The 20,835-nt window shown below is 40.3% G+C and carries 26 protein-coding genes; 22 read left to right on the top strand and 4 right to left on the bottom strand.

The window, feature by feature from the left end:
* The first annotated feature begins 5 nt into the window (after positions 1–5).
* Positions 6–935 carry a patatin-like phospholipase family protein gene (locus MUS1_RS05310; RefSeq protein ID WP_051436124.1) on the top strand — a complete coding sequence of 310 codons (930 nt, stop codon included), beginning with the start codon at positions 6–8 and terminating at the stop codon, positions 933–935.
* Positions 936–942: 7 nt separating this feature from the next.
* On the opposite strand, the gene MUS1_RS05305 is transcribed toward MUS1_RS05310, so the two are convergent.
* The gene (locus MUS1_RS05305) at positions 943–1,545 is read right to left on the bottom strand and encodes a Maf family protein (RefSeq protein ID WP_036160133.1); all 603 of its coding nucleotides are present in this window, start codon (positions 1,543–1,545) and stop codon (positions 943–945) included.
* A 115-nt stretch (positions 1,546–1,660) separates the two neighbouring features.
* On the opposite strand from MUS1_RS05305, the gene MUS1_RS05300 reads away from it, so the two are divergent.
* The 7 genes from MUS1_RS05300 to fabF all read left to right on the top strand — a co-directional run bounded on the left by MUS1_RS05300 (position 1,661) and on the right by fabF (position 6,796).
* On the top strand, positions 1,661–2,203 hold the full coding sequence (locus MUS1_RS05300) for a YceD family protein (RefSeq protein WP_245595752.1): 543 nt from the start codon (positions 1,661–1,663) through the stop codon (positions 2,201–2,203).
* A 17-nt stretch (positions 2,204–2,220) separates the two neighbouring features.
* The gene (gene rpmF, locus MUS1_RS05295; protein ID WP_024025546.1) at positions 2,221–2,400 is read left to right on the top strand and encodes a 50S ribosomal protein L32; all 180 of its coding nucleotides are present in this window, start codon (positions 2,221–2,223) and stop codon (positions 2,398–2,400) included.
* A gap of 11 nt (positions 2,401–2,411) precedes the next feature.
* Positions 2,412–3,356 carry a fatty acid synthesis protein gene (locus MUS1_RS05290; protein WP_036159895.1) on the top strand — a complete coding sequence of 315 codons (945 nt, stop codon included), beginning with the start codon at positions 2,412–2,414 and terminating at the stop codon, positions 3,354–3,356.
* A gap of 25 nt (positions 3,357–3,381) precedes the next feature.
* On the top strand, positions 3,382–4,305 hold the full coding sequence (gene fabD, locus MUS1_RS05285; protein ID WP_036159894.1) for an ACP S-malonyltransferase: 924 nt from the start codon (positions 3,382–3,384) through the stop codon (positions 4,303–4,305).
* A 43-nt stretch (positions 4,306–4,348) separates the two neighbouring features.
* Positions 4,349–5,083 carry a 3-oxoacyl-ACP reductase FabG gene (gene fabG, locus MUS1_RS05280; RefSeq protein WP_036159892.1) on the top strand — a complete coding sequence of 245 codons (735 nt, stop codon included), beginning with the start codon at positions 4,349–4,351 and terminating at the stop codon, positions 5,081–5,083.
* Positions 5,084–5,216: 133 nt separating this feature from the next.
* Complete coding sequence (acpP, locus tag MUS1_RS05275; RefSeq protein ID WP_012069834.1) at positions 5,217–5,450, top strand: acyl carrier protein; 234 nt, start codon at positions 5,217–5,219, stop codon at positions 5,448–5,450.
* Between the two features lie 104 nt (positions 5,451–5,554).
* The gene (gene fabF / locus MUS1_RS05270; RefSeq protein WP_036159890.1) at positions 5,555–6,796 is read left to right on the top strand and encodes a beta-ketoacyl-ACP synthase II; all 1,242 of its coding nucleotides are present in this window, start codon (positions 5,555–5,557) and stop codon (positions 6,794–6,796) included.
* 39 nt (positions 6,797–6,835) lie between these two features.
* Here fabF and MUS1_RS05265 read toward each other — a convergent pair whose 3' ends face one another.
* Positions 6,836–7,243 carry a PA2817 family protein gene (locus MUS1_RS05265; protein WP_036159889.1) on the bottom strand — a complete coding sequence of 136 codons (408 nt, stop codon included), beginning with the start codon at positions 7,241–7,243 and terminating at the stop codon, positions 6,836–6,838.
* 65 nt (positions 7,244–7,308) lie between these two features.
* Here MUS1_RS05265 and MUS1_RS05260 point away from each other — a divergent pair, with 65 nt between their 5' ends.
* Genes MUS1_RS05260 through queF form a run of 3 tightly spaced genes read left to right on the top strand, consistent with a single transcriptional unit; the run spans position 7,309 to position 9,827 of the window.
* Entirely contained in the window at positions 7,309–8,223 is a 915-nt protein-coding gene (locus MUS1_RS05260; RefSeq protein ID WP_036159887.1) for an ABC transporter ATP-binding protein, read from the top strand.
* Positions 8,224–8,227: 4 nt separating this feature from the next.
* Complete coding sequence (locus tag MUS1_RS05255; RefSeq protein ID WP_036159886.1) at positions 8,228–9,001, top strand: ABC transporter permease; 774 nt, start codon at positions 8,228–8,230, stop codon at positions 8,999–9,001.
* 10 nt (positions 9,002–9,011) lie between these two features.
* Positions 9,012–9,827 (top strand): NADPH-dependent 7-cyano-7-deazaguanine reductase QueF, encoded by an 816-nt coding sequence (gene queF / locus MUS1_RS05250; RefSeq protein WP_036159884.1) that lies wholly within the window; start codon positions 9,012–9,014, stop codon positions 9,825–9,827.
* An 87-nt stretch (positions 9,828–9,914) separates the two neighbouring features.
* Here the strand turns inward: queF and MUS1_RS05245 are convergent, their stop codons facing one another.
* Positions 9,915–10,658 carry a siderophore-interacting protein gene (locus MUS1_RS05245; protein WP_036159883.1) on the bottom strand — a complete coding sequence of 248 codons (744 nt, stop codon included), beginning with the start codon at positions 10,656–10,658 and terminating at the stop codon, positions 9,915–9,917.
* A 1-nt stretch (position 10,659) separates the two neighbouring features.
* Positions 10,660–11,103, bottom strand: a complete 444-nt coding sequence (locus MUS1_RS05240; protein ID WP_051436123.1) for a MarR family winged helix-turn-helix transcriptional regulator — start codon at positions 11,101–11,103, stop codon at positions 10,660–10,662.
* A gap of 186 nt (positions 11,104–11,289) precedes the next feature.
* Here MUS1_RS05240 and MUS1_RS05235 point away from each other — a divergent pair, with 186 nt between their 5' ends.
* From MUS1_RS05235 to ybgF, 11 genes are all read left to right on the top strand, one after another.
* Positions 11,290–11,778 (top strand): GreA/GreB family elongation factor, encoded by a 489-nt coding sequence (locus MUS1_RS05235; RefSeq protein WP_036159881.1) that lies wholly within the window; start codon positions 11,290–11,292, stop codon positions 11,776–11,778.
* A 203-nt stretch (positions 11,779–11,981) separates the two neighbouring features.
* Positions 11,982–13,751 (top strand): aspartate--tRNA ligase, encoded by a 1,770-nt coding sequence (gene aspS / locus MUS1_RS05230; protein ID WP_036159879.1) that lies wholly within the window; start codon positions 11,982–11,984, stop codon positions 13,749–13,751.
* Positions 13,752–13,912: 161 nt separating this feature from the next.
* Positions 13,913–14,470 (top strand): crossover junction endodeoxyribonuclease RuvC, encoded by a 558-nt coding sequence (gene ruvC, locus MUS1_RS05225; protein WP_036159878.1) that lies wholly within the window; start codon positions 13,913–13,915, stop codon positions 14,468–14,470.
* Positions 14,467–15,066, top strand: coding sequence for a Holliday junction branch migration protein RuvA (gene ruvA, locus MUS1_RS05220; protein WP_036159876.1), 600 nt, complete (start codon positions 14,467–14,469; stop codon positions 15,064–15,066). Before ruvC ends, ruvA begins: the two co-directional genes overlap by 4 nt.
* Positions 15,067–15,072: 6 nt before the next feature.
* A complete protein-coding gene (gene ruvB / locus MUS1_RS05215; RefSeq protein ID WP_036159875.1) occupies positions 15,073–16,086 on the top strand; it encodes a Holliday junction branch migration DNA helicase RuvB in 1,014 nt (337 codons plus the stop codon).
* Positions 16,087–16,095: 9 nt separating this feature from the next.
* Positions 16,096–16,776, top strand: a complete 681-nt coding sequence (gene tolQ, locus MUS1_RS05210) for a protein TolQ (protein WP_036159874.1) — start codon at positions 16,096–16,098, stop codon at positions 16,774–16,776.
* On the top strand, positions 16,776–17,204 hold the full coding sequence (gene tolR, locus MUS1_RS05205; RefSeq protein WP_036159873.1) for a protein TolR: 429 nt from the start codon (positions 16,776–16,778) through the stop codon (positions 17,202–17,204). The genes tolQ and tolR overlap by 1 nt, the downstream gene beginning before the upstream one ends.
* A complete protein-coding gene (gene tolA / locus MUS1_RS05200) occupies positions 17,204–18,145 on the top strand; it encodes a cell envelope integrity protein TolA (protein ID WP_036159872.1) in 942 nt (313 codons plus the stop codon). The genes tolR and tolA overlap by 1 nt, the downstream gene beginning before the upstream one ends.
* Positions 18,145–19,443, top strand: a complete 1,299-nt coding sequence (tolB, locus tag MUS1_RS05195; protein ID WP_084035563.1) for a Tol-Pal system beta propeller repeat protein TolB — start codon at positions 18,145–18,147, stop codon at positions 19,441–19,443. The genes tolA and tolB overlap by 1 nt, the downstream gene beginning before the upstream one ends.
* A 19-nt stretch (positions 19,444–19,462) precedes the next feature.
* On the top strand, positions 19,463–20,047 hold the full coding sequence (pal, locus tag MUS1_RS05190) for a peptidoglycan-associated lipoprotein Pal (protein WP_036159870.1): 585 nt from the start codon (positions 19,463–19,465) through the stop codon (positions 20,045–20,047).
* A complete protein-coding gene (gene ybgF, locus MUS1_RS05185) occupies positions 20,044–20,835 on the top strand; it encodes a tol-pal system protein YbgF (protein WP_036159869.1) in 792 nt (263 codons plus the stop codon). The genes pal and ybgF overlap by 4 nt, the downstream gene beginning before the upstream one ends.

Genomic DNA, 20,835 nt, shown 5'->3' with positions numbered 1-20,835 from the left:
TGTTGGTGAATACGAAAAAAACAGTTGCCCTTGTACTGGGTAGTGGGGCTGCACGTGGTCATTCACATATTGGTGTGATTCAGGCAATTGAAGACCGTGGTTATGAAATAATCAGTATTTCAGGATGTTCTATTGGTGCCATAATTGGTGGTGTATACGCAGCTGGTAAGCTTTCAGAATATCGAGAATGGGCTTTATCCTTAGACAAAGTTGCTGTAATTCGTTTGTTAGACATGTCTTTCTTTAACGGTGGGTATATTAAGGGTGATCGTTTCTTTGAAAAAATTCAAAGTCTTGTTGGCACGCCTGATATTGAGTCCTTACCAATCGATTATACTTCTGTTGCTGTGGATTTGTTGAATCAAAAGGAGTTTTGGTTTCAGCGTGGTAGCTTGATAGACTCTATGCGTGCCTCATCTGCCATACCTTCTATTATTTATCCTGTAAACTTGAACGGACAGCTGTATGTTGATGGTGGTATTTTAAATCCTTTACCTATCATTCCTTCGGTATCGGCTGGTGCGGATTATATTATTGCCGTTGATCTTAATGGTCCTGCGGACGGTGTATTGAAGGAGAAAGCCGAAGAGCTAAAGGCAAAAGAATCTGAAGAAGGGCCTGCTTGGTGGCAGACAGCCAAAGAGCTCTTTAGTAGAGACGGGGAAGATACTAAACCTAAGTACTCTGCAGAGAGCTGGGGGCGGTTGCAAACAATTAATATGATGTTTGAGACGATGCAAGAATCTCTTACTCAATATAAGGTTGCAGGTTACCCGCCAGACTTATTGATTTCAATCCCAAAAGACATTACTGGCTTTTATGAATTTTGGCGTTCGAAGGAATTAATTGACTTCGGTTATGATGTTACTCAGAAGGCAATTGATGATTTGGAATCGCCTTCTAAGAGTTATCACTCTTTCCCTAAAGGTTATTAGGAGAGACTCAGCCTATTGGGTTTATTCCTTGTTCTTTCAATAGTTGGCAAAGAGAAATCAAGGGTAGGCCTACTAGGCTATTAGGGTCATCTCCTTCCATTTTGTCAAAAAGACAGACACCTAAGCCTTCACATTTAAAGCTTCCTGCGCAATCTAAAGGTTGTTCGATCGTAACGTAGCGTTTAATTTCATTCCGTTTTAGCTCTCGAAAATATACATTGTATATATTTAGTGTGTATTTGTAGGTTTCGTCTTGTTGGTTTAATACGCAAAGTCCGGTTAGAAATGAAACTTTTCTGCCACTAAAGCTGACTAATTGTAAAATGGCGTTTTCTTCTGTTATAGGTTTCCCTAAAATTTGATTGTCGAGTACGGCGACTTGATCCGACGTAATTATAATGGCATTTGTTGTTTTGTTGTTTTGTAGTTGCTTATTATGAACAGCAAAGGCTTTTTCGATGGTTAGGCGTTTTACTAGACCTTCTGCTGTTTCTTGTTCTAAAGGGCTCTCATCGATATTAGGTGAGTGACATTCGAAGGTTAGATTTAGGCGGTTTAGTAAGTCTTTTCGGTATGGTGATGAAGATCCTAGAATGAGTTTTTTTTGCATTTTTTTAAGCCGATTTATGAGAATAAGTGAAGATTTTACTTTTTTTTGCTTCGAATGCCTTAAAAGAGTGAAAAAAAACGCTTTAACAGCACTTAGACTTTGACAATCAGTGCCCTTGGCAATATTATTTGCCGCCATGTTGAATGACACATTACCTAAATATTTTGACCCTCGAAAATTTGCTTTTAATGAGCAATCTTTTGAAGGGTACGTGCCCCTTAATCGATTTGAGGAGCTTAGTGCTATATTAGCCTCTGATGAGGGTAATGCTTTTATTCATCTAGACTTTAGAGTTGATGAGGATAGGCGATATATTGCTACTGGATCATTAACAGCTCAAGTACAGGTTGTTTGTCAACGCTGTCTTGGGCCTGTGCCGTATGATTTGGCGTTAGATTTATCATTGGGGTTTGTTTATGACGAAGACCATGCGAAAAATCTACCAGCGAGTTACGATCCTGTTGTCATGACCGATGGTGAAGTAATTCTGGCAAATATGGTTGAGCAAGAAATTATACTTGCCTTACCTATTGTTGCCTATCACGAAGAAAGTGGTTGCAACCCAACAGCTGTAAAGTATGCATCGTCTACCGATGACGCACCGGATGACGAAAAACCGAATCCATTTAGTATATTGGCCCAATTAAAGGCCAAGTAAAGTTAGGAGCTCCAAAAATGGCAGTACAAAAAAGTAAAGTTACTCGTTCACGTCGCGGCCAGCGTCGTTCACACGATGCTTTGACTAGCGCAACTCTATCTGTAGAAAAGACTACTGGTGAACTTCACCGTCGTCACCACATTTCTGCTGATGGCTTTTATCGTGGTCGTCAAGTTATCACCCCTAAAGGTGAGTAACTAAGGTACCCATGATCAGGGTAGCTTTAGACGCTATGGGCGGGGACTTAGGTCCCCGCATTGCATTTGAGGGCGCACTCGATGTTCTCTCTCTGCAACCAGATGTCGCCATCACTATTTATTATTCCCCAAGTTCTGGTCTTGATCTTCCGGCACCTCACGAACGTTTATCTCTGGTTTCTTGCTCTGATGTCATTGATGGAGATGAAGAAATAGTGTTGTCTTTATTTCGCCGTCGTAACAGTACGCTCTATGAGTCTTTGAATTCATTAGCAACAAAAACGTCGGATGTAGTTGTTACTTTAGGTAATACTGGGGCTATGGTGGCACTTGCTCGTCATCTATTGGGAGTAATAAAACCTAAGTTATACCCTGCATTAATTCGAGAGTTATATTCAAACCCTCTGCGCTGTTTGGTTGATTTGGGTGCGAATGTACATTGTCCACCTTCTATGTTGGTTGGCTTTGCTGAATTGGGTGCGGCTTATGTGGAAGCATTAAGTAAGGAAACGCCAAAAGTTGGCTTGTTGAATGTTGGTGTGGAAAGTTCAAAAGGTAGTATGGTTATCAAGGAGACAGATCGCCTTCTATCGAATAGAGATTGGCCAGAATACCTTGGTTACGCTGAAGGAACGGAATTATTTAGCGGTGAAAAAAATGTCATAGTATGTGATGGCATGGTCGGGAATGCAGTTTTAAAAGCATCAGAGGGATTGCTGTCTTTCTTGATGAATAAATTTAAAGGCGTGAATGATGTGTCGTCTTTATTTGAGACTTTTTACCAAACTGAGCGTAGACATGGGGCTTGTTTAGTCGGTGTGCGTGGCAATTTGGTAAAAGGTCATGGTTGTTCTGATTTATCGGCCATGATTGGTGCGATTGAATATGGAATTGATATTGCGCGAGCAGATTTATGTGCTGCAGTTGAAGCACGACTTTGTAATGAGGCTTCGTAGTTAAGCCTTACAGTTAGGAGATAAAATGAGCACTGAATTAGCTTTTGTTTTTCCAGGTCAAGGTTCTCAACAGTTAGGTATGTTGGCTGATTTAGCAGAGAAGCACGATATAATCGGGCAAACTTTTGCAGAAGCATCCGACGTTCTAGGTTACGATTTATGGGATCTTGTTCAGAATGATGCAGAAAAACTGAGCCAGACAGATAAAACACAGCCTGCATTGTTAACAGCTAGTGTCGCATTATGGCGCCTTTGGGAACAGCAAGGCGGTGAAAAGCCGGCTTGTGTTGCTGGGCATAGTCTTGGTGAGTATTCTGCTTTGGTTTGTTCTGATGTAATTAAATTTACTGATGCTGTTGCCTTGGTTAAGTTGCGTGGTGAGTATATGCAACAAGCTGTTCCTGCTGGTGAAGGCGCAATGGCTGCAGTTATAGGCTTGGAGGACGATAAAGTCGTTGCTGCCTGTGACGCTGCGCCTGGAATTGTTAGTGCTGTTAATTTTAACTCTCCAGGTCAGGTGGTTATTGCTGGTCATGTTGCTGCGGTAGAAATGGCAATGGCAAATGCAAAAGAAGCAGGAGCTAAGCGTGTATTACCGTTACCTGTTAGCGTACCATCTCATTGTGAATTAATGATTCCAGCGGGCCAGAAATTAGCAGAAAAGCTTGAGTCCATTGTATTTAATGTGCCAACTTGTACTCTGGTTCAGAATGTTACAGGCGAAGCGGTTTCTGATCCTTCTGTAATAAAGGCAAATTTGGTGTCTCAGTTGAGCGAGCCAGTATTGTGGACTCAATCTGTTATGTTGTTAGCAGACCTTGGTGTGACGACAGCGTTAGAGTGTGGCCCTGGCAAAGTATTGAGTGGTTTGAATAAACGAATCGTTAAAGGATTAGTGGCATCGTCTCTAGGTGATTTGTCTGGTTTTGAAGCTGCTTTATCTGCGTAAATAGTATTTATACAATTGTTCGAATAGATCGTTGGAGACAAGCATGAGTCTTGAAGGAAAAATTGCTCTAGTAACTGGAGCTACCCGTGGTATCGGTAAAGCGATTGCGCTTGCTTTGGTTGAGCAGGGCGCGACAGTTATTGGTACAGCTACGAGTGAGTCAGGTGCACAAAGCATTAGTGAATACCTAGGCTCAAATGGTAAGGGCTGGGTCTTAGATGTATCATCTAGCGAATCAGTGAATGCTGTTATTAAAGAAATTACGACTGAATGTGGTGCACCAACGGTTTTGGTTAACAATGCCGGTATCACACGTGATAATCTTATGATGCGCATGAAAGAAGATGAATGGGATCAAGTTATCAACACTAACTTAACGTCTGTTTTTCGTGTGACAAAAGCTTGCTTACGCGGCATGACTAAAGCAAAATTCGGTCGTGTGATTAGTATTAGCTCTGTTGTTGGCTCTATGGGCAATGGTGGGCAAACGAATTACTCTGCAGCAAAAGCGGGGCTAGAAGGTTTTAGCCGCTCTTTAGCCGCAGAAATTGCATCTCGTGGTATCACTGTAAATTGTGTTGCTCCGGGATTCATTGAAACGGATATGACTAAAGTACTCCCTGAAGAGCACAAGGCTAAATTAGTCGAAAAAGTGCCTTCTTCACGTCTTGGTCAACCAGAAGAAATTGCGGCAGCTGTCGCATTTTTGGCGTCGCAAGGCGCAGCTTACATCACTGGTGAAACATTACATGTCAATGGTGGCATGTATATGTCGTAATTTGAGTTGAATTTTATATTTAATTCGACGAAAATACGTCTCTGGTTTAAGTTAAGAATCACGCCTTTTATAGGTGACCGAATATTATAATATGCTCACACTGAGCTGTTAATGAGTAGAGTAGGAACTTCTAATGAGTAGCATTGAAGAACGCGTTAAAAAAATCGTTTGTGAACAACTAGGTGTTAAAGAAGAAGATGTTGTTGCTTCAGCATCTTTCGTTGATGACCTAGGTGCAGATTCCCTAGATACAGTAGAGCTAGTAATGGCTCTTGAAGAGGAATTTGATACTGAAATTCCTGATGAAGAAGCTGAAAAAATCACTACCGTACAAGCAGCGAACGACTATATCAACGCTAACTTGTAAGATATTGGTTTACTGAGTTTCCCGAAAAGCCGCTTGTATTTTTTACAGCGGCTTTTCTTATTAATAGGCCTTGATAGTTTTGGGCGAATTGTTGGAGGAGTCTTATGTCTCGTCGTCGGGTTGTGGTCACAGGGATGGGAATGGTGACACCCCTTGGCAATAATGTGAAAGATACGTGGGATAATATATTGGAAGGTAAAAGTGGTGTGTCTGATATCACTTACTTTGATGCTAGCCAGTTTTCCACTCGTTTTGCGGCTCAAGTGAATGGTTTTGATGCAACTCAGTATATGAGTGTAAAAGAAGCTCGCAAAATGGATCTCTTTATTCAATATGGTATTGGTGCAGCAGTTCAAGCTCTCGAAGACGCCAATTTAAACGCTGATACCGCTGATTTAAAGCGTGTTGGCTGTGCTATAGGTTCTGGTATTGGCGGATTGCCAATGATAGAGAAGAATCTAGAGCTATTGAAGGAATCAGGTCCGAAACGTATTTCTCCATTTTTTGTTCCGGGCGCGATTATTAATATGATTTCTGGTCATGTTGCGATACGTTTTGGCTTCAAAGGCCCCAATATTTCTATTGTTACTGCCTGCACTACAGGTACTCATAATATAGGTATGGCTGGCCGTATGATTTCTTATGGTGATGCGGATGTTATGATTGCCGGTGGTGCTGAAATGGCAGTCACTCCTTTAGGTATCGGTGGGTTTGGGGCAGCAAGGGCTCTGTCTACACGTAACGATGACCCGAAAACTGCTAGCCGTCCATGGGATAAAGACCGTGATGGCTTTGTTATGGGAGAAGGTGCGGGGATTCTTGTATTGGAAGAATATGAGCATGCCATTGCTCGTGGGGCAAAGATATACGCTGAACTTGCAGGTTTTGGTATGAGCGATGATGCCTATCATATGACTGCGCCACCAGAAACTGGTGAAGGTGCCGCTTCAGCTATGAGTGCGGCTTTGAAAGATGCCAAGCTTGAACCTAGAGACATTGATTATATCAATGCCCATGGAACATCGACGCCAGCTGGTGATTTAGCAGAAACACAAGCCGTAAAATATTTAATGGCTGACGATGCCTCTGATGTGGCGATGAGCTCAACAAAATCAATGATAGGGCATTTGTTGGGGGCTTCTGGTGCAGTAGAATCTATTTTTTCTATTTTGGCTATTCGAGATCAAGTCGCTCCTCCAACGATCAATTTAGAAGAGCCTAGTGAAGGTTGTGACTTGAATTATGTTCCTGGAACTCCTCAAAAGCGCAAAATAGAAGTTGTTCTAAACAACTCATTTGGCTTTGGTGGAACTAATGGCACTCTAGTATTTAAGAAAATGTCTTAAATGCGAAAAGCGGGTGAAGTATCACCCGCTTTTGTTCCATTAATGTACTTGAGCCGGTAGTCCACGTAATATATTAATTTCTTTAGATATATCGTAGCTTTTATTTTTGCTGTCTAGTTCATATAAATGATCTTCAAGTTGTTGGTAGAGAGTGATTTCTTCATCACCCAGAAAATGTAAACATTCTCCACCGATAAACCATAACAATTCACGTTTGATGAGCGGAACTAAATTGGCATAACAGCGAATGAAGCGTGACAATATTTCTTGAGCTTCAAACGAATAATCGTGCGTATTGTTTTGTATACGTGTTATCAGGTCATCCCATTTTTCCAAGAAGTCTAGTTCTTCTTCAGCCAAATCTGGCTCATTAAAAGGGGCATGCTCTTTGATGCGTTGGCGTAGATCTGCAAAGGCGTCAAGTATGTACTGTGTGCGTGATTCCACAAAAAAACCTATTTGAAAAAAAGTAACTAATATAAGTCGGCTGCTGCCGTACGAGAACTTCAATTATGACATATGCAATCGAAATTAGTGACCTTAAAAAGCGTTATGAAGGTGGCTTCGAAGCGTTAAAAGGAATCGACTTAAAAGTTAAAAAAGGCGATTTCTTTGCATTGCTTGGGCCAAATGGGGCTGGTAAGTCTACAACTATTGGTATTTTGTGTTCTTTAGTAAACAAAACATCAGGGACTGTTTCTATCTTTGGTACGGATATTGATAAAGATTTTGCTAAAGCTAAAAAATACTTAGGTGTTGTTCCGCAAGAATTTAATTTTAATGTATTCGAAACTGTTTTTAATGTGGTTGTTACGCAGGCTGGATTTTACGGTATTAGTAAAACTGTTGCGATGGAGCGCGCAGAAAAATATCTAAAGCAGTTAGATCTCTGGGATAAGAGAGATGTTCAATCTAGAATGCTTTCTGGAGGAATGAAGCGTCGCCTTATGATTGCTAGGGCTCTTATTCATGAGCCTGAAGTACTTATATTAGATGAGCCAACAGCAGGAGTAGACATTGAGTTACGTCGTTCAATGTGGGGGTTCATTAAAACATTAAATGAACAGGGCACAACAATTATACTCACAACCCATTATTTAGAAGAGGCGGAACAATTGTGTCGAAATATAGCCATCATAAATGCGGGTGAAATTGTCGAAAATACTAGCGTGAAAGCTTTGTTGAAAACACTAAATCAAGAAACCTTTATTTTAGATTTAGACTCAAATCTTCCTGATGATTGGTCTTTACCTGGCTATAAGGTGATGAAAATTAATGATGGCAGCTCTATTGAAGTGGACGTTATCAAGGGGCAGTCTGTTAATGCTATTTTTCGTGCGTTAGACACAATATCCATCAATGTTGTCAGTATGCGTAATAAATCCAACCGACTCGAAGAGCTCTTCGTTAAATTAATTAAAGGTTAAATTGATGAAAAATTCAGAAATTTGGATCGCATTCTATACCATTTTAACTAAAGAAATTCGCCGCTTTACTCGTATATGGCCACAAACGTTATTGCCGCCAGCTATCATGATGACATTGTATTTTGCTATATTTGGTAACCTAATAGGTGAACGAATTGGAGAAATGGGTGGTTTTAGTTATATGCAATACATCGTACCAGGACTGATTATGATGTCGGTAATTACCAATTCATATTCCAATGTGGCTTCATCATTCTTTTCTGCGAAGTTTCAGCATAGTGTTCAGGAGTTGTTGGTATCACCAACGCCTAATTGGATTATTTTAATTGGGTATGTTCTTGGTGGTGTTGTGCGAGGATTATTAGTTGGCCTTATTGTAACTGTTTTATCGCTATTCTTTACTCACCTAGCATTAACTAGCTTACTTTTAACTGTGTTGGTTGTATTTCTAACGGCTGTGATGTTTTCATTAGGCGGTTTTGTTAATGCGATTTATGCAAGAAGTTTTGATGATGTATCCATTGTACCTACGTTTATCTTAACGCCACTCACTTATTTAGGTGGTGTTTTTTACTCCATCGATTTATTGCCTGATTTATGGCAATCCGTTTCTTTGTTAAACCCTGTTCTTTATATGGTTAATGCCTTTCGTTATGGTATTTTAGGCGTGTCTGATATTAATATTTATTGGGCGTTGGTGATTATCTGTGTATTTATTGCGGTGTTATTTTCATTCGGCCTACGTTTGCTAAATCAGGGCAGAGGCATTAGAAGTTGAGGTTGTGTATATGGGCTTTTTACCTTTAGGTCAGCAAACAGAGTATGTTTCTGAATACGACTCAGGGTTGCTTTACCCAATCGCAAGAGTTGATAAATGGATTGAAATGAATATAGAGTCTGAGCGACTTCCTTTTTATGGGGAAGATGTTTGGAATGCTTATGAGTTGTCGTGGTTAAATTTAAAAGGGAAGCCAGTTGTTGCTTTGGCTGAGTTTCGTTTGCCTTGTGATTCTCCAAATATTATTGAGTCTAAGTCTTTTAAATTGTACTTGAACTCTTTGAATCAAATGCGTTATGACTCTACGGAAGAGGTGCAGGCGCTTTTAGAGAGAGACTTGTCTAATGCTGCTGAAGCGCGTGTTACAGTTGTTATTCGTGATGTTGAATCTATGTCTTCGTTAGTTGTTTTGACACCTGATTATTGCATTGATGAATTGGATGTTGAAATTATTGAATACCATCCAAATGCTGAGCTTTTAAAAGCGGGTGATCCATCAGATATGGCTGAAGAGCGTTTAGTTAGTCATCTTCTTAAATCGAATTGCCCCGTAACCAATCAGCCTGACTGGGGCTCAGTTTTTATCGATTATAAAGGGCCGAAAATAAACCATGAAGATTTACTTAAATATATTGTTTCTTTTAGAGAGCATACAGACTTCCATGAGCAATGTGTTGAGCGAATTTTTATTGATATTATGCGCCAGTGCCAGCCCGAAAGTTTAACTGTCTATGCTCGTTATGTTAGGCGAGGAGGCTTAGATATTAATCCTTATCGTTCTTCGGCTCCTTTAGTCTTAGGGAATGATCGTTTAGCCCGCCAATAAAACAAAACTGTATGCTTAAAAAAGCACTAAGAAGATTACTTATGAAGTGACTATCTTGGTGCTTTTTTGTTATTTGTTACGATGACTTTAAATAACGTCCAGCTCTGCATCGTTGCGTTTTTCAACTTTATGCTGGTCTTCATTGCTGCCTAATTTCCAATAGCTTGAAATGTATAAATGCTCTTTTGAGATATTTTTTTCTTTTTTGAAAAAATCACGTAAAGCTTTCATGCTACTAAATTCACAAGCGGCCCAAATTGAAGCTTGTCCATCTAGCCAATCTAAAGATTTCATCTGATCGAGTAATGCCTTTGAGTTTTGCCCCGGGTGAGGGTTAATAACCCATTTTAATGTCATACCACGTGGATATTTTAGGTCTTGGATATCCGCTTTGCTGATAACCTCTATGACCGCATAGCCTTGGGTGTCATTTGGTAACTCAGCGAGATTAACACTGATTGCTGGTAAGGCTGTCATATCACCTACTAGTAACTTCCAGTCAGATGATGTTTCGATCATCTTCTTAGGTCCAGGCCCACCGACAAGAAGAAAGTCATTTGGTTGTGCTTGTTTTGCCCATGTACAAGCAATGCCACTGTCTTCGTGTAGCATGAAATCAATATCAATTTCATCTGACCTTTGATGACGAATTGTATAGGTTCTCAATAATGGCTTAGCGTCTTCATTGGGGAAAATTAACTTTACATAACCGCTCTCTTGATTGTCAGGAATAGTCGTTATGTTTTCACCGCCAAACGTAATTCGCAGCATATTTGGAGATATTTGTTCTTTTCGGATGACAATTAATTCTCTAGGTTGAGGTCTGCTCATTTTAAGCTCCAGATTTTGTTGATGCTCGTTGAAGGTTGGTTGTCATTATTTGTGTAGTATGAATAAAGTCTTTGATTTGTTTATCTGTTAATCCAATAGTCATGTTTTCAATAATTTCTGTGTTTAGTTTAGTGATCTCTATTAGTAATTCGTTACCTGTATTCGTTAAGTTAAGCAATTGACAGCGGTGATTTCTTGGGTCTCGAATTTTTTCTACGTATTTTTCGTTTACCAGTTCTTTTAACACTCTAGCGATTTGTGATTTATCAAGAGAGAGTCGATGTGCAATATCACTAGCGTTGCAGTCATTGATATACTTTATGCATTTAAGTGCTCGGATGTGACTTACTGAAAGCGTGACTCCAGATGTCTCGATGGTTGCTTTCATTTGGCTACGATGAAGATGCATTAGTTTGTGCAATGAATCTGCTATTAAGTTTTCCACTTTTAATTCTCTTCTATTTGAGAGTGATTATCAATATAGTATTCTCAGTTGATTTAGTCAACTAAGGTTTTGTTGGTGTTAGAAAAGACGCATTTTATCCTTATTCGGGCTATGCCTATTCCAGACGCTTCCTTTATCAAACTGAACCTCTACAATGTCTAAATATAAAATAAGTTAGATGAGCGTATGGATAAGAAAGAAGTACATGATGCAGTCACATCTGTATTATTGCGCCGTTTCGAAACGGCTAAATGGGCTGCGAAGCAAGCGCATGATGCAGCGACGAATGAAGAAAGTGTTGCTGAAAACAAATACGATACATTTGGTTTGGAAGCCTCTTATTTGGCTCACGGACAGTCCCAGCGAGTATTAGAGTGTGAAAAAGACTGGCTATTTTTTAATAAAAAACCATTTGTCCCATATGATGAGAATGATTCAATAGGGTTGTGGTGTTTGGTTGAGTTAGCTTTATTGAACTCAAATGATATTTCAAAACGGTTTTTTGTCTCTCCTTGCGCCGGCGGACTTACCGTTAAATTTGATGATCAGACGATTTACCTGATTACGCCTTCAAGTCCTGTTGGTCAGATATTGGTAGGGAAAGTGATCGATGATGAAGTTGTTCTGCGTCAAAATGGTCAACAAATAACCTATGAGGTAGTCACTATTAGATAAAGCAGTAATCTTGTGATGGACAAATTTGGCTCAGACTCTAGAGAGTCAGCCTCTGTTCGCATATAATGCTTTGCCTTAAAATATTCAGCTTCTCTGTTTGGTGCTAATAAACATATTAAGTATGTAGCCAAACAGAAAGCTCTCTAAGAACACATTCATCTCTTACTGAGATAGCTTACTGAAATAGTAATAGGAAAGAAATTATGCGCAGCCATTATTGCGGCGAGTTAAATGCTTCTAACATTTCACAAGAAATTACCTTATGCGGTTGGGTACATCGTCGTCGTGACCACGGTGGTGTTATTTTCTTAGATATTCGTGACCGTGAAGGTATTACTCAAGTCGTTTTTGATCCAGATCGTGCAGACAGTTTTGCACTTGCGGACAGCGTTCGTAACGAATTTGTTGTTAAGCTAAAAGGCTTGGTTCGCGCTCGTCCAGAAGGCACAGTAAATCCGAATATGAACACGGGTGAAATTGAAGTGCTTGGCACAGAACTTGAAATTCTGAATGCAGCACAAACGCCTCCATTCCAATTGGACGATCATCAAAACGTTGGTGAAGATGTTCGATTAAAGAACCGTTTTATCGATTTACGACGTCCTGAAGTTCAGGCAAAAATGCGTTTCCGCTCTAAGGTAACTTCTGTATTACGTCGTTACTTAGATGATAATGGCTTCCTAGATATTGAAACGCCTATTTTGACTCGTGCAACACCTGAAGGTGCGCGTGATTACTTGGTACCAAGCCGTACACAGCAAGGTAGTTTTTTTGCTCTGCCGCAATCTCCACAATTGTTTAAACAGTTGTTGATGGTGTCTGGTTTTGATCGTTACTACCAAATTGCTAAATGTTTTCGCGATGAAGATTTACGTGCTGATCGTCAGCCAGAGTTTACTCAGGTGGACATTGAAACATCTTTTATGAGCGAACAAGAAATAATGGCAATGACAGAAAACATGATTGTTGGTTTGTTTAAAGAATTGATGGATGTTGACTTGGGTACATTCCCACGCATGCCTTATTCTGAGGCGATGGAAACATACGGTAGTGATAAACCAGATCTTCGTATTCCATTAACAATCATGACTGTTTCTGACTTAATGACCGATGTTGATTTCAAAGTTTTTTCTGGTCCAGCAATAGATCCAAAAGGCCGTGTTGCTGCATTGAAAGTGCCAGGCGGTAATGCTCTGACACGTAAGAAAATTGACGAATACACTAAATTCGTTAGCATTTATGGTGCTAAAGGTTTGGCGTACATCAAAGTTAACGACAAATCTAATCTTGAAGAAGGTTTACAGTCTCCAATCGTTAAATTCTTGCCAATTGAAGTGCGTGAAGCGTTATTAACTCGTCTTGAAGCGCAAGATGGCGACTTGATATTCTTTGGTGCGGACTCTGAAAAAGTTGTAAACGAAGCGCTTGGTGCGCTGCGTTGCAAACTTGGTGAAGACTTAGATCTTTATACTTGCAAATGGGCACCTCTTTGGGTTGTTGACTTCCCAATGTTTGAGCAAACAAGTGATGGTGGCATTACTGCAATTCACCACCCATTTACAGCACCTTCATGCTCTCCAGAAGATCTTAAAGCGAATCCTTTGACCGCATTGTCTCAGGCATACGATATGGTTCTTAACGGTACAGAGCTTGGCGGCGGATCTATTCGTATTCATCAATCTTCTATGCAAGAAACTGTATTTGAGCTTCTTAATATCAGTAAAGAAGAGCAAGAAGAGAAGTTTGGCTTCTTACTTGATGCATTGAAATTTGGTGCGCCACCACATGGTGGTTTAGCATTTGGCCTAGATCGTTTGGTGATGCTAATGACAGGTTCACAATCTATTCGTGACGTTATTGCTTTCCCTAAAACGCAAAGTGCGACCTGTTTGTTAACGCAAGCGCCAGGTGAAGTAAGTGAAAAACAATTAAAAGAATTAAGTATTCGTGTAAGAAAACCGATTGTTGAGTGATAGCCTCTCTCTTAAACTTATTTTAAAACAGTATGTTATGTTAAGAGATTGAAAGAAAAACGTAAAAGGCCGCTAATAAGCGGCCTTTTTTATAGTTTAGCATTGCATACTTATGTAAGGACTGCTGAAATATAAAACAATTACAAAGAGTATGAAAAATAATGGCCACCACTAGAGTAATAGGGATTGACCCTGGATCCAGAATAACTGGTTTTGGCATTATTGATGTTTCAAATGGAAAATCCGTTTATGTAAATAGCGGCTGCATTCGGTTACCGGATGAAGCGCTTTCTGTCAGGTTGAAGCATATATTTCAAAATGTTTCAGCGTTATTGGAAGAATATAAACCTGATGAATTTGCGATCGAGGAAGTGTTTTTAGCCAAGAATGCAAATTCAGCGCTAAAGCTAGGACAAGCAAGGGGGGCTGCGATTGTTGCGGCATCTTTACGGGATTTAATCGTGCATGAATATGCAGCTCGACGCGTGAAGCAGTCTGTTGTTGGGAACGGAAATGCTGATAAAGAACAAGTTCAATCTATGGTTCAGCTATTATTAGCATTATCATCAAAGCCACAAGCTGATGCGGCAGATGCTTTGGCCATCGCTTTGTGTCATGCTAATACCCGCACATCTGGCGGCCTAGAGTATGGCGTTGGTAAGCGTGCAGGGCGTTCTTCGAAACGTTGGACTGAACAAGATGTAAGGAAAACGTTGTGATCGGACGAATAGTCGGCACTTTGATAGAAAAAACACCACCAGAATTACTTCTTGATGTGGGTGGCATTGGTTATGAAATTAGCGCATCTATGACGACGATTTATGATTTACCACAAGTCGGCGAAAAAGTGATACTTTATACTCATTTTTTAGTAAAAGAAGATTCTCAAACACTTTATGGGTTTATTGATAAAAGCGAACGAGCTTTGTTTCGAGTGTTAATTAAGGTAAACGGCATTGGTCCTAAAATGGCCTTGGCTGTTTTATCGAGTATGTCGGCAGAAGAGCTTATTTCAAATGTACAAGATTCTGATGTGTCAGCATTAACTCGTATTCCAGGTGTGGGAAAGAAAACAGCTGAGCGACTTATTATTGAGTTGCGAGACAAGCTAGGACAAGCAGCCAAAACAGATTTATTTTCTGCGCCAGCGGTATTGCGACAGGTTCAATCAGATCCTAGGCAGGAAGCTGAGGCAGCATTGATTTCCCTTGGTTACAAACCACAAGAAGCCGCTAAAGCTATTGCTGGCGTTCCTATGGATGCAGCGAGTAGCGAAGATGTTATTAAGGCCGCTTTAAAAGGGATGTTGAGGTAGTTAATTATGATTGAACAAGATCGTATTATTTCAGCAGAGCCAAAGGTTAATGATAGGCAGGTGGATCGCGCAATACGTCCGCAGATGCTTTCTGAATATATAGGTCAACCTGTTGTTCGAGAGCAAATGGAGATATTCATTCAGGCCGCTAGGCAACGAAGCGAGCCACTGGATCATACATTAATATTTGGCCCACCAGGCTTAGGAAAAACAACGTTAGCGAATATTATTGGTAATGAAATGGATGCCGATGTTAAAACAACATCTGGCCCTGTTTTAGAAAGAGCGGGTGATTTGGCTGCGTTGTTAACGAATTTGAATGAAGGGGATATTCTTTTTATTGATGAAATTCACAGATTGAGCCCAGCCATTGAAGAGGTTTTGTACCCCGCAATGGAAGACTACCAATTGGATATTATGATTGGTGAGGGGCCCGCTGCGAGATCGATAAAAATTGAACTACCGCCTTTTACACTTGTCGGAGCTACAACGAGAGCCGGTTTGCTAACATCACCACTTCGTGATCGTTTTGGTATTGTGCAAAGATTAGAATTTTATGATGTTGCTTCATTGACCACGATCGTTGCTAGATCTGCTGGCAAAATGGGTATGAAGCTAGACGATTCAGGTTGCTTTGAAGTCGCTAGACGTTCGCGAGGTACACCTCGTATTGCAAACAGATTATTGCGTCGAGTAAGAGATGTAGCTCAAGTTAGTGGTGAGGAACTTGTTGGTCAAAAAGTTGCCCAAAGAGCACTGGATATGTTAAGTGTAGATAGTCAAGGTTTCGATCACTTAGATCGACGTATGTTATTGACCATGATAGAAAAGTTTGACGGAAGACCAGTTGGCTTGGATAGCGTTTCTGCTGCGCTGGGTGAAGACAAAGATACAATCGAAGATGTCATAGAGCCATTTTTGATTCAGCAAGGTTTTGTAATCAGAACACCAAGAGGTCGACAGGTTACAAAACGAGCTTATGAACATTTTAATTACCAATTACCTACGGACTTTAAATAGAGGTTAATAATGTCAATTTGGGGACTTATCGCCAGTGCCAGTATTGTTGTTCAGCTTGTTATGTTGACATTGCTGGCCGCTTCCATATTTTCGTGGATTGTAATATTTCAAAAAATTCGAATACTAAAACAGGCAAAAAAAATTCGCTCGGCTTTTGAAGAGCAATTTTGGTCTGGTATTGATCTAAGCCAACTTTATCGAAAGCTTACTCAAGATGGTAGAAGCGCTGAAGGTATGGAGACTATTTTTACATCGGGAATTAAAGAATTCACTCGATTAAGACAAAGTCAAAATATGGAGCCAGATGCTGTTATGGACGGTGTGCAACGTGCAATGCGTGTTGCGCTTTATCGAGAAGAAGAAAAGCTTGATCAACATCTACCATTTTTGGCAACAGTAGGATCTACAAGTCCTTATGTTGGTCTATTTGGTACTGTGTGGGGGATTATGCATTCTTTTATTGGTTTGGCAGAAGTGCAGCAAGCAACACTAGCCGCCGTCGCTCCAGGTATTGCGGAAGCGCTTATTGCAACAGCGATAGGTTTGGCTGCAGCGATTCCAGCCGTTATTGCTTACAACCGCTTTTCATCTACTGCAGAGTCTCTTGGTTCTAGTTATGAGAACTTTGCAGATGAGTTTACAAGTATATTGCATCGCAAGGTGCATGTTAGAGAGGGAGGCGCTGAATAGTGGCTCGCTCTAGAAGGCGTAATAAGCGCCGCCCAATGGCGGAAATCAACGTAGTTCCATACATTGATGTTATGTTGGTGTTACTGGTTATTTTTATGATTACAGCACCCATGTTAACTCAAGGCGTTGATGTAGAATTGCCTAATGCAAATGCGGCTCCAATACAAGAAACAGAGAACGATGTCATGATTGCGTCTGTTGACTCGTCTGGTAAATTCTATTTAGACGTTGGCGGTAAGCAAGAGTCGATTACGTTAGGGCAGTTACAGGATCGAGTGAGAAAAGTATTGAGCCAAAACCCTAAAATGGCAGTATTAGTTAGGGGGGATAAAAGTGTACCTTATGGTGACGTTATTGGTTTGATGGTTACCCTGCAAGGTGCTGGTGTTCCAAATGTTGGACTGGTTACTGAACCGGATAATAAGTAATGAAATGGTTAAGTAGTGACAGTTATGGTGTACCGACATTATTAGCTTTGGGGCTACATGGTGTAATAATTATTGCTGGCTTGATTGCTGTTGATTTTAGTGATGATAAAATACAAGAACCTAAACGACCTATTATAGTAAATGCCACCGTGGTAGATATATCACAGACAATAATAGGTAGGCGTGAATCAGAAGAAAGAGCAGCAAATCAACAGCAAGCGGCTCTAGCAGAGAAGAAAAAAAGAGATGCTGAACAAAGCAAAAGAAAAGAAGCTCAGCGCAAAGCATTAGAAGATAAGCAAAAAAAACTTGCTCAAGCTAAAAGAAATGAAGAAAAAGAAGCTGAAGCTCTAAAAAGAGAACAAGCAAAAAAACAACAACAGGCAGAACAAAAACGTCTAAGCCAAGAAGCAGAAAAAAAACGTATAGCTCAAGAAACAGAGAAGAAAATTCAGGCACAAAAAGCAGCTGATGATCAAAAGAAAAAAGAACAAGCACGTAAAGCTGAGGCTGAACGTTTAGCGGAAGAGGAAAGAAAACGCCAAGAAGAAGCCGCTAGACAGGCTGAGCAGAAAAAAAATGCAGAGGCTGCAGCGAAAGCGGCGGCAGAAGCCGCTGAGCTACGTGCAGTAGAAGAAGCTCAGATGGTTCAATCTATTAGTGGTTTAATAAATAGTAGGGTTACTGCAGCATGGATTCGACCACCAAGCGCTAGAAATAATATGAAGGCTCAGTTGCGTATCTATTTTTTACCTAATGGTGAAGTGATGAATGTACAAATTACTGAAAGTAGTGGTGATGGCTTGTTTGATCAAAGAACGGTTGATGCTGTTTATAAAGTTAGACGTATTGAAGAGTTAGCCGATGTCGATTCTTATACTTTCGAGCGTAACTTTCGTGAGGTAGATTTGATTTTTAACCCGCAAGATTTGAGAAATTAATGATGTTTAAAAAATGGTTGAGTGCTTTTGTTACCAGTTTATTATTTATGGCGTCAGCCAATGCTCAATTAGTTATTGAGATAACGAGCGGTGCTGATCAACTTCTTCCTATTGCTGTGGTACCTTTTGGTTATGATGGTGTTGAAGCCTTGCCTGAGGATATCGCTAAAATAGTAGAAGATGACTTGGCGCGTAGTGGTCTATTTCAAGCTGTCCCTCGCTCTAGTATGCTCAGTATGCCATCACAGGAATCAGAGGTTTTTTATCGTGATTGGCGCCTTTTAAAAAGTGATTATGTTGTTATTGGTACCGTTAAGAAAATTGCGGGTGATCAATATAGAATTGGTTTTGAGTTGTTAAATGTTTTAAGTCAAAAGCCGGTTCAAAAGCATAGCTCAATTGATGTCTCTTCACGCAATTTCAGAGACGCAGCCCATTACATTAGTGATAAAGTGTATGAAATCTTAACGGGTACAAAAGGTGCCTTTAGCACAAGGATTCTCTATGTAACGGCAGATGGTGATAAAAGAGCGCCTTTGTTTAAACTTCAAGTCGCTGATGCTGATGGACATAGGCCTCAAGTTGTTGTGGAGTCGAAAGAACCGATACTATCTCCCTCTTGGAGTAGTGATGGAAAAAACATTGCCTATGTTATGTTTAGAAACCGTCGTCCAAATATTTTCATACAGGAACTGGCAAGTGGTAAGCGTCAGAAAATCGCTCAATTTAGAGGATTAAATGGAGCGCCAGCTTGGTCGCCTGATGGTAAGAAACTTGCATTAGTATTATCTAAAGATAACAACCCTGAGATTTATACTTTAGATATTGCCACTCAAAAACTACAGAGAATGACAAATCATTACTCTATTGATACAGAGCCAAGCTGGGAACCAGATGGTAAAGGAATAGTATTCACATCTGATCGAGGCGGTAACCCGCAAATTTATCGATTAGATGTAAATAGTAAGCGTGTTGAGAGGGTTACCTTTGAAGGTGATCTAAATACCAGAGCAAGAATGACTCCAGATGGTCGATATCTTGTGACGGTTCAGAAGAACGATGGCAGTTATCATGTTGCTTTACAGGACATGAAAACTGGACGAGTTCAAGTTCTCACAGAAACTTACTTAGACGAGTCACCAAGCATTGCACCAAATGGAAGCATGGTGATGTATGCCACAACCTATAAAGGGAAGGGCATCTTAGCTGTAGTATCCGTTGATGGACTTGTTAAATATAGGTTACCATCAGCAGAAGGTGATGTACGAGAGCCATCTTGGTCCCCGTATTTCAAATAAAGACATTGAGGAGTGAATAATGAGCGTAAACAAACTAGGTAAATTTGCTGTAATTGGTTTATCTGCAGCTTGGATTGCAGGTTGTAGTACAACAGCAACAGACACTGATACTTCAACTGTTGCTGAAGATGCTACATCTACAGAACAAGCAGCTGATGAAGCGATAAGTGATGCTTCAGACCAAGCATTCGGTGCCGGTGAAGAAGGCGCTTTGACAAGTGTTATAGTTGATGAAACAGCTGTAGAAGAAACAGTTACTGATTCTTTGGCTGGTGTACAAACTGTATTCTACTTTGACTTCGACAAATCAATTGTTCGTCCAGAGTCTCGTGAAGCGTTAGCTAAGCATGCTGCATACCTTGTATCTAACCCAGACGCTCGTATCGTATTGGAAGGTCATGGTGATGAGCGTGGTACTCGCGAATACAACATCGCACTTGGCGAACGTCGTGCTAAAGCGGTTAGTCGTTATTTGACTATCCAAGGTGTTGCTGCATCTCAAGTTGAAAGTGTAAGTTTCGGCGAAGAAGTTCCAGTTGCATTTGGTCATGATGACAATGCTTGGCAATTAAATCGTCGTGTTGAAGTTCGTTACGAAAAATGATCTTTAAAGACGTGAAAATTCGCTCTTTTGCAGTGGTGCTGTTTTTTACAGCACCACTTGCATCAGCCGAAATTCAACAGGTAAACGGCGGCCTTTCTTCAAGTGCTGCTGCTGATCTGCTTTTCCAATTGGAAACATTGCAGCAAGAGGTTCAACATCTTCGCGGTCAATTAGAAGAGCAAGGACATGCATTAAAAATAATGAAGCAAAGTCAAAGAGATCGTTATATTGATCTTGATAAGCGCATATCGCTGCTTATGTCTTCATCTCTTTCTCAACAAGCACCTTCAGTCACTACTACCCCTCAAGTACAGCAAGTGTTAAAACCTGAGTCACCAGCTGTTATTAAAGAGAATAGTACGTCGATTGAATTGGCTCCTCCGCTGTCTCCTGTTATCTTGCAGCCACCATCTGCAGAATCTCAACAAGCCTATAACAATGCTTATAACTTGATTCGTGAAAGGAAATTTGATGAATCAGAAGTAGCATTTACTAAGTTTGTTCAAGATTATCCAGATAACACATTAACTGGTAATGGTTATTACTGGTTAGGCGAAGTGAAATTGGTTCAAGGGAAGTCTACAGAAGCAGTAGATGCTTTTTCCACTGTAATTAAGGCATTTCCAGGACACAGTAAAGAGCAAGATGCATTATACAAGCTGGGCACAGTCAGCGATCAATTAGGTGATACTGCAAAAGCTAAGTCTTATTTACAGGATGTTATTAGACGTTTTCCTGATAGTAAAGCTTCAAAACTAGCGACAGGTTATTTAAGTAAAGTTAAATAA

The organism is Marinomonas ushuaiensis DSM 15871, from assembly GCF_000521805.1.
Lineage (GTDB): Bacteria > Pseudomonadota > Gammaproteobacteria > Pseudomonadales > Marinomonadaceae > Marinomonas > Marinomonas ushuaiensis.
This window is presented reverse-complemented; position numbering and strand designations above follow the sequence as displayed.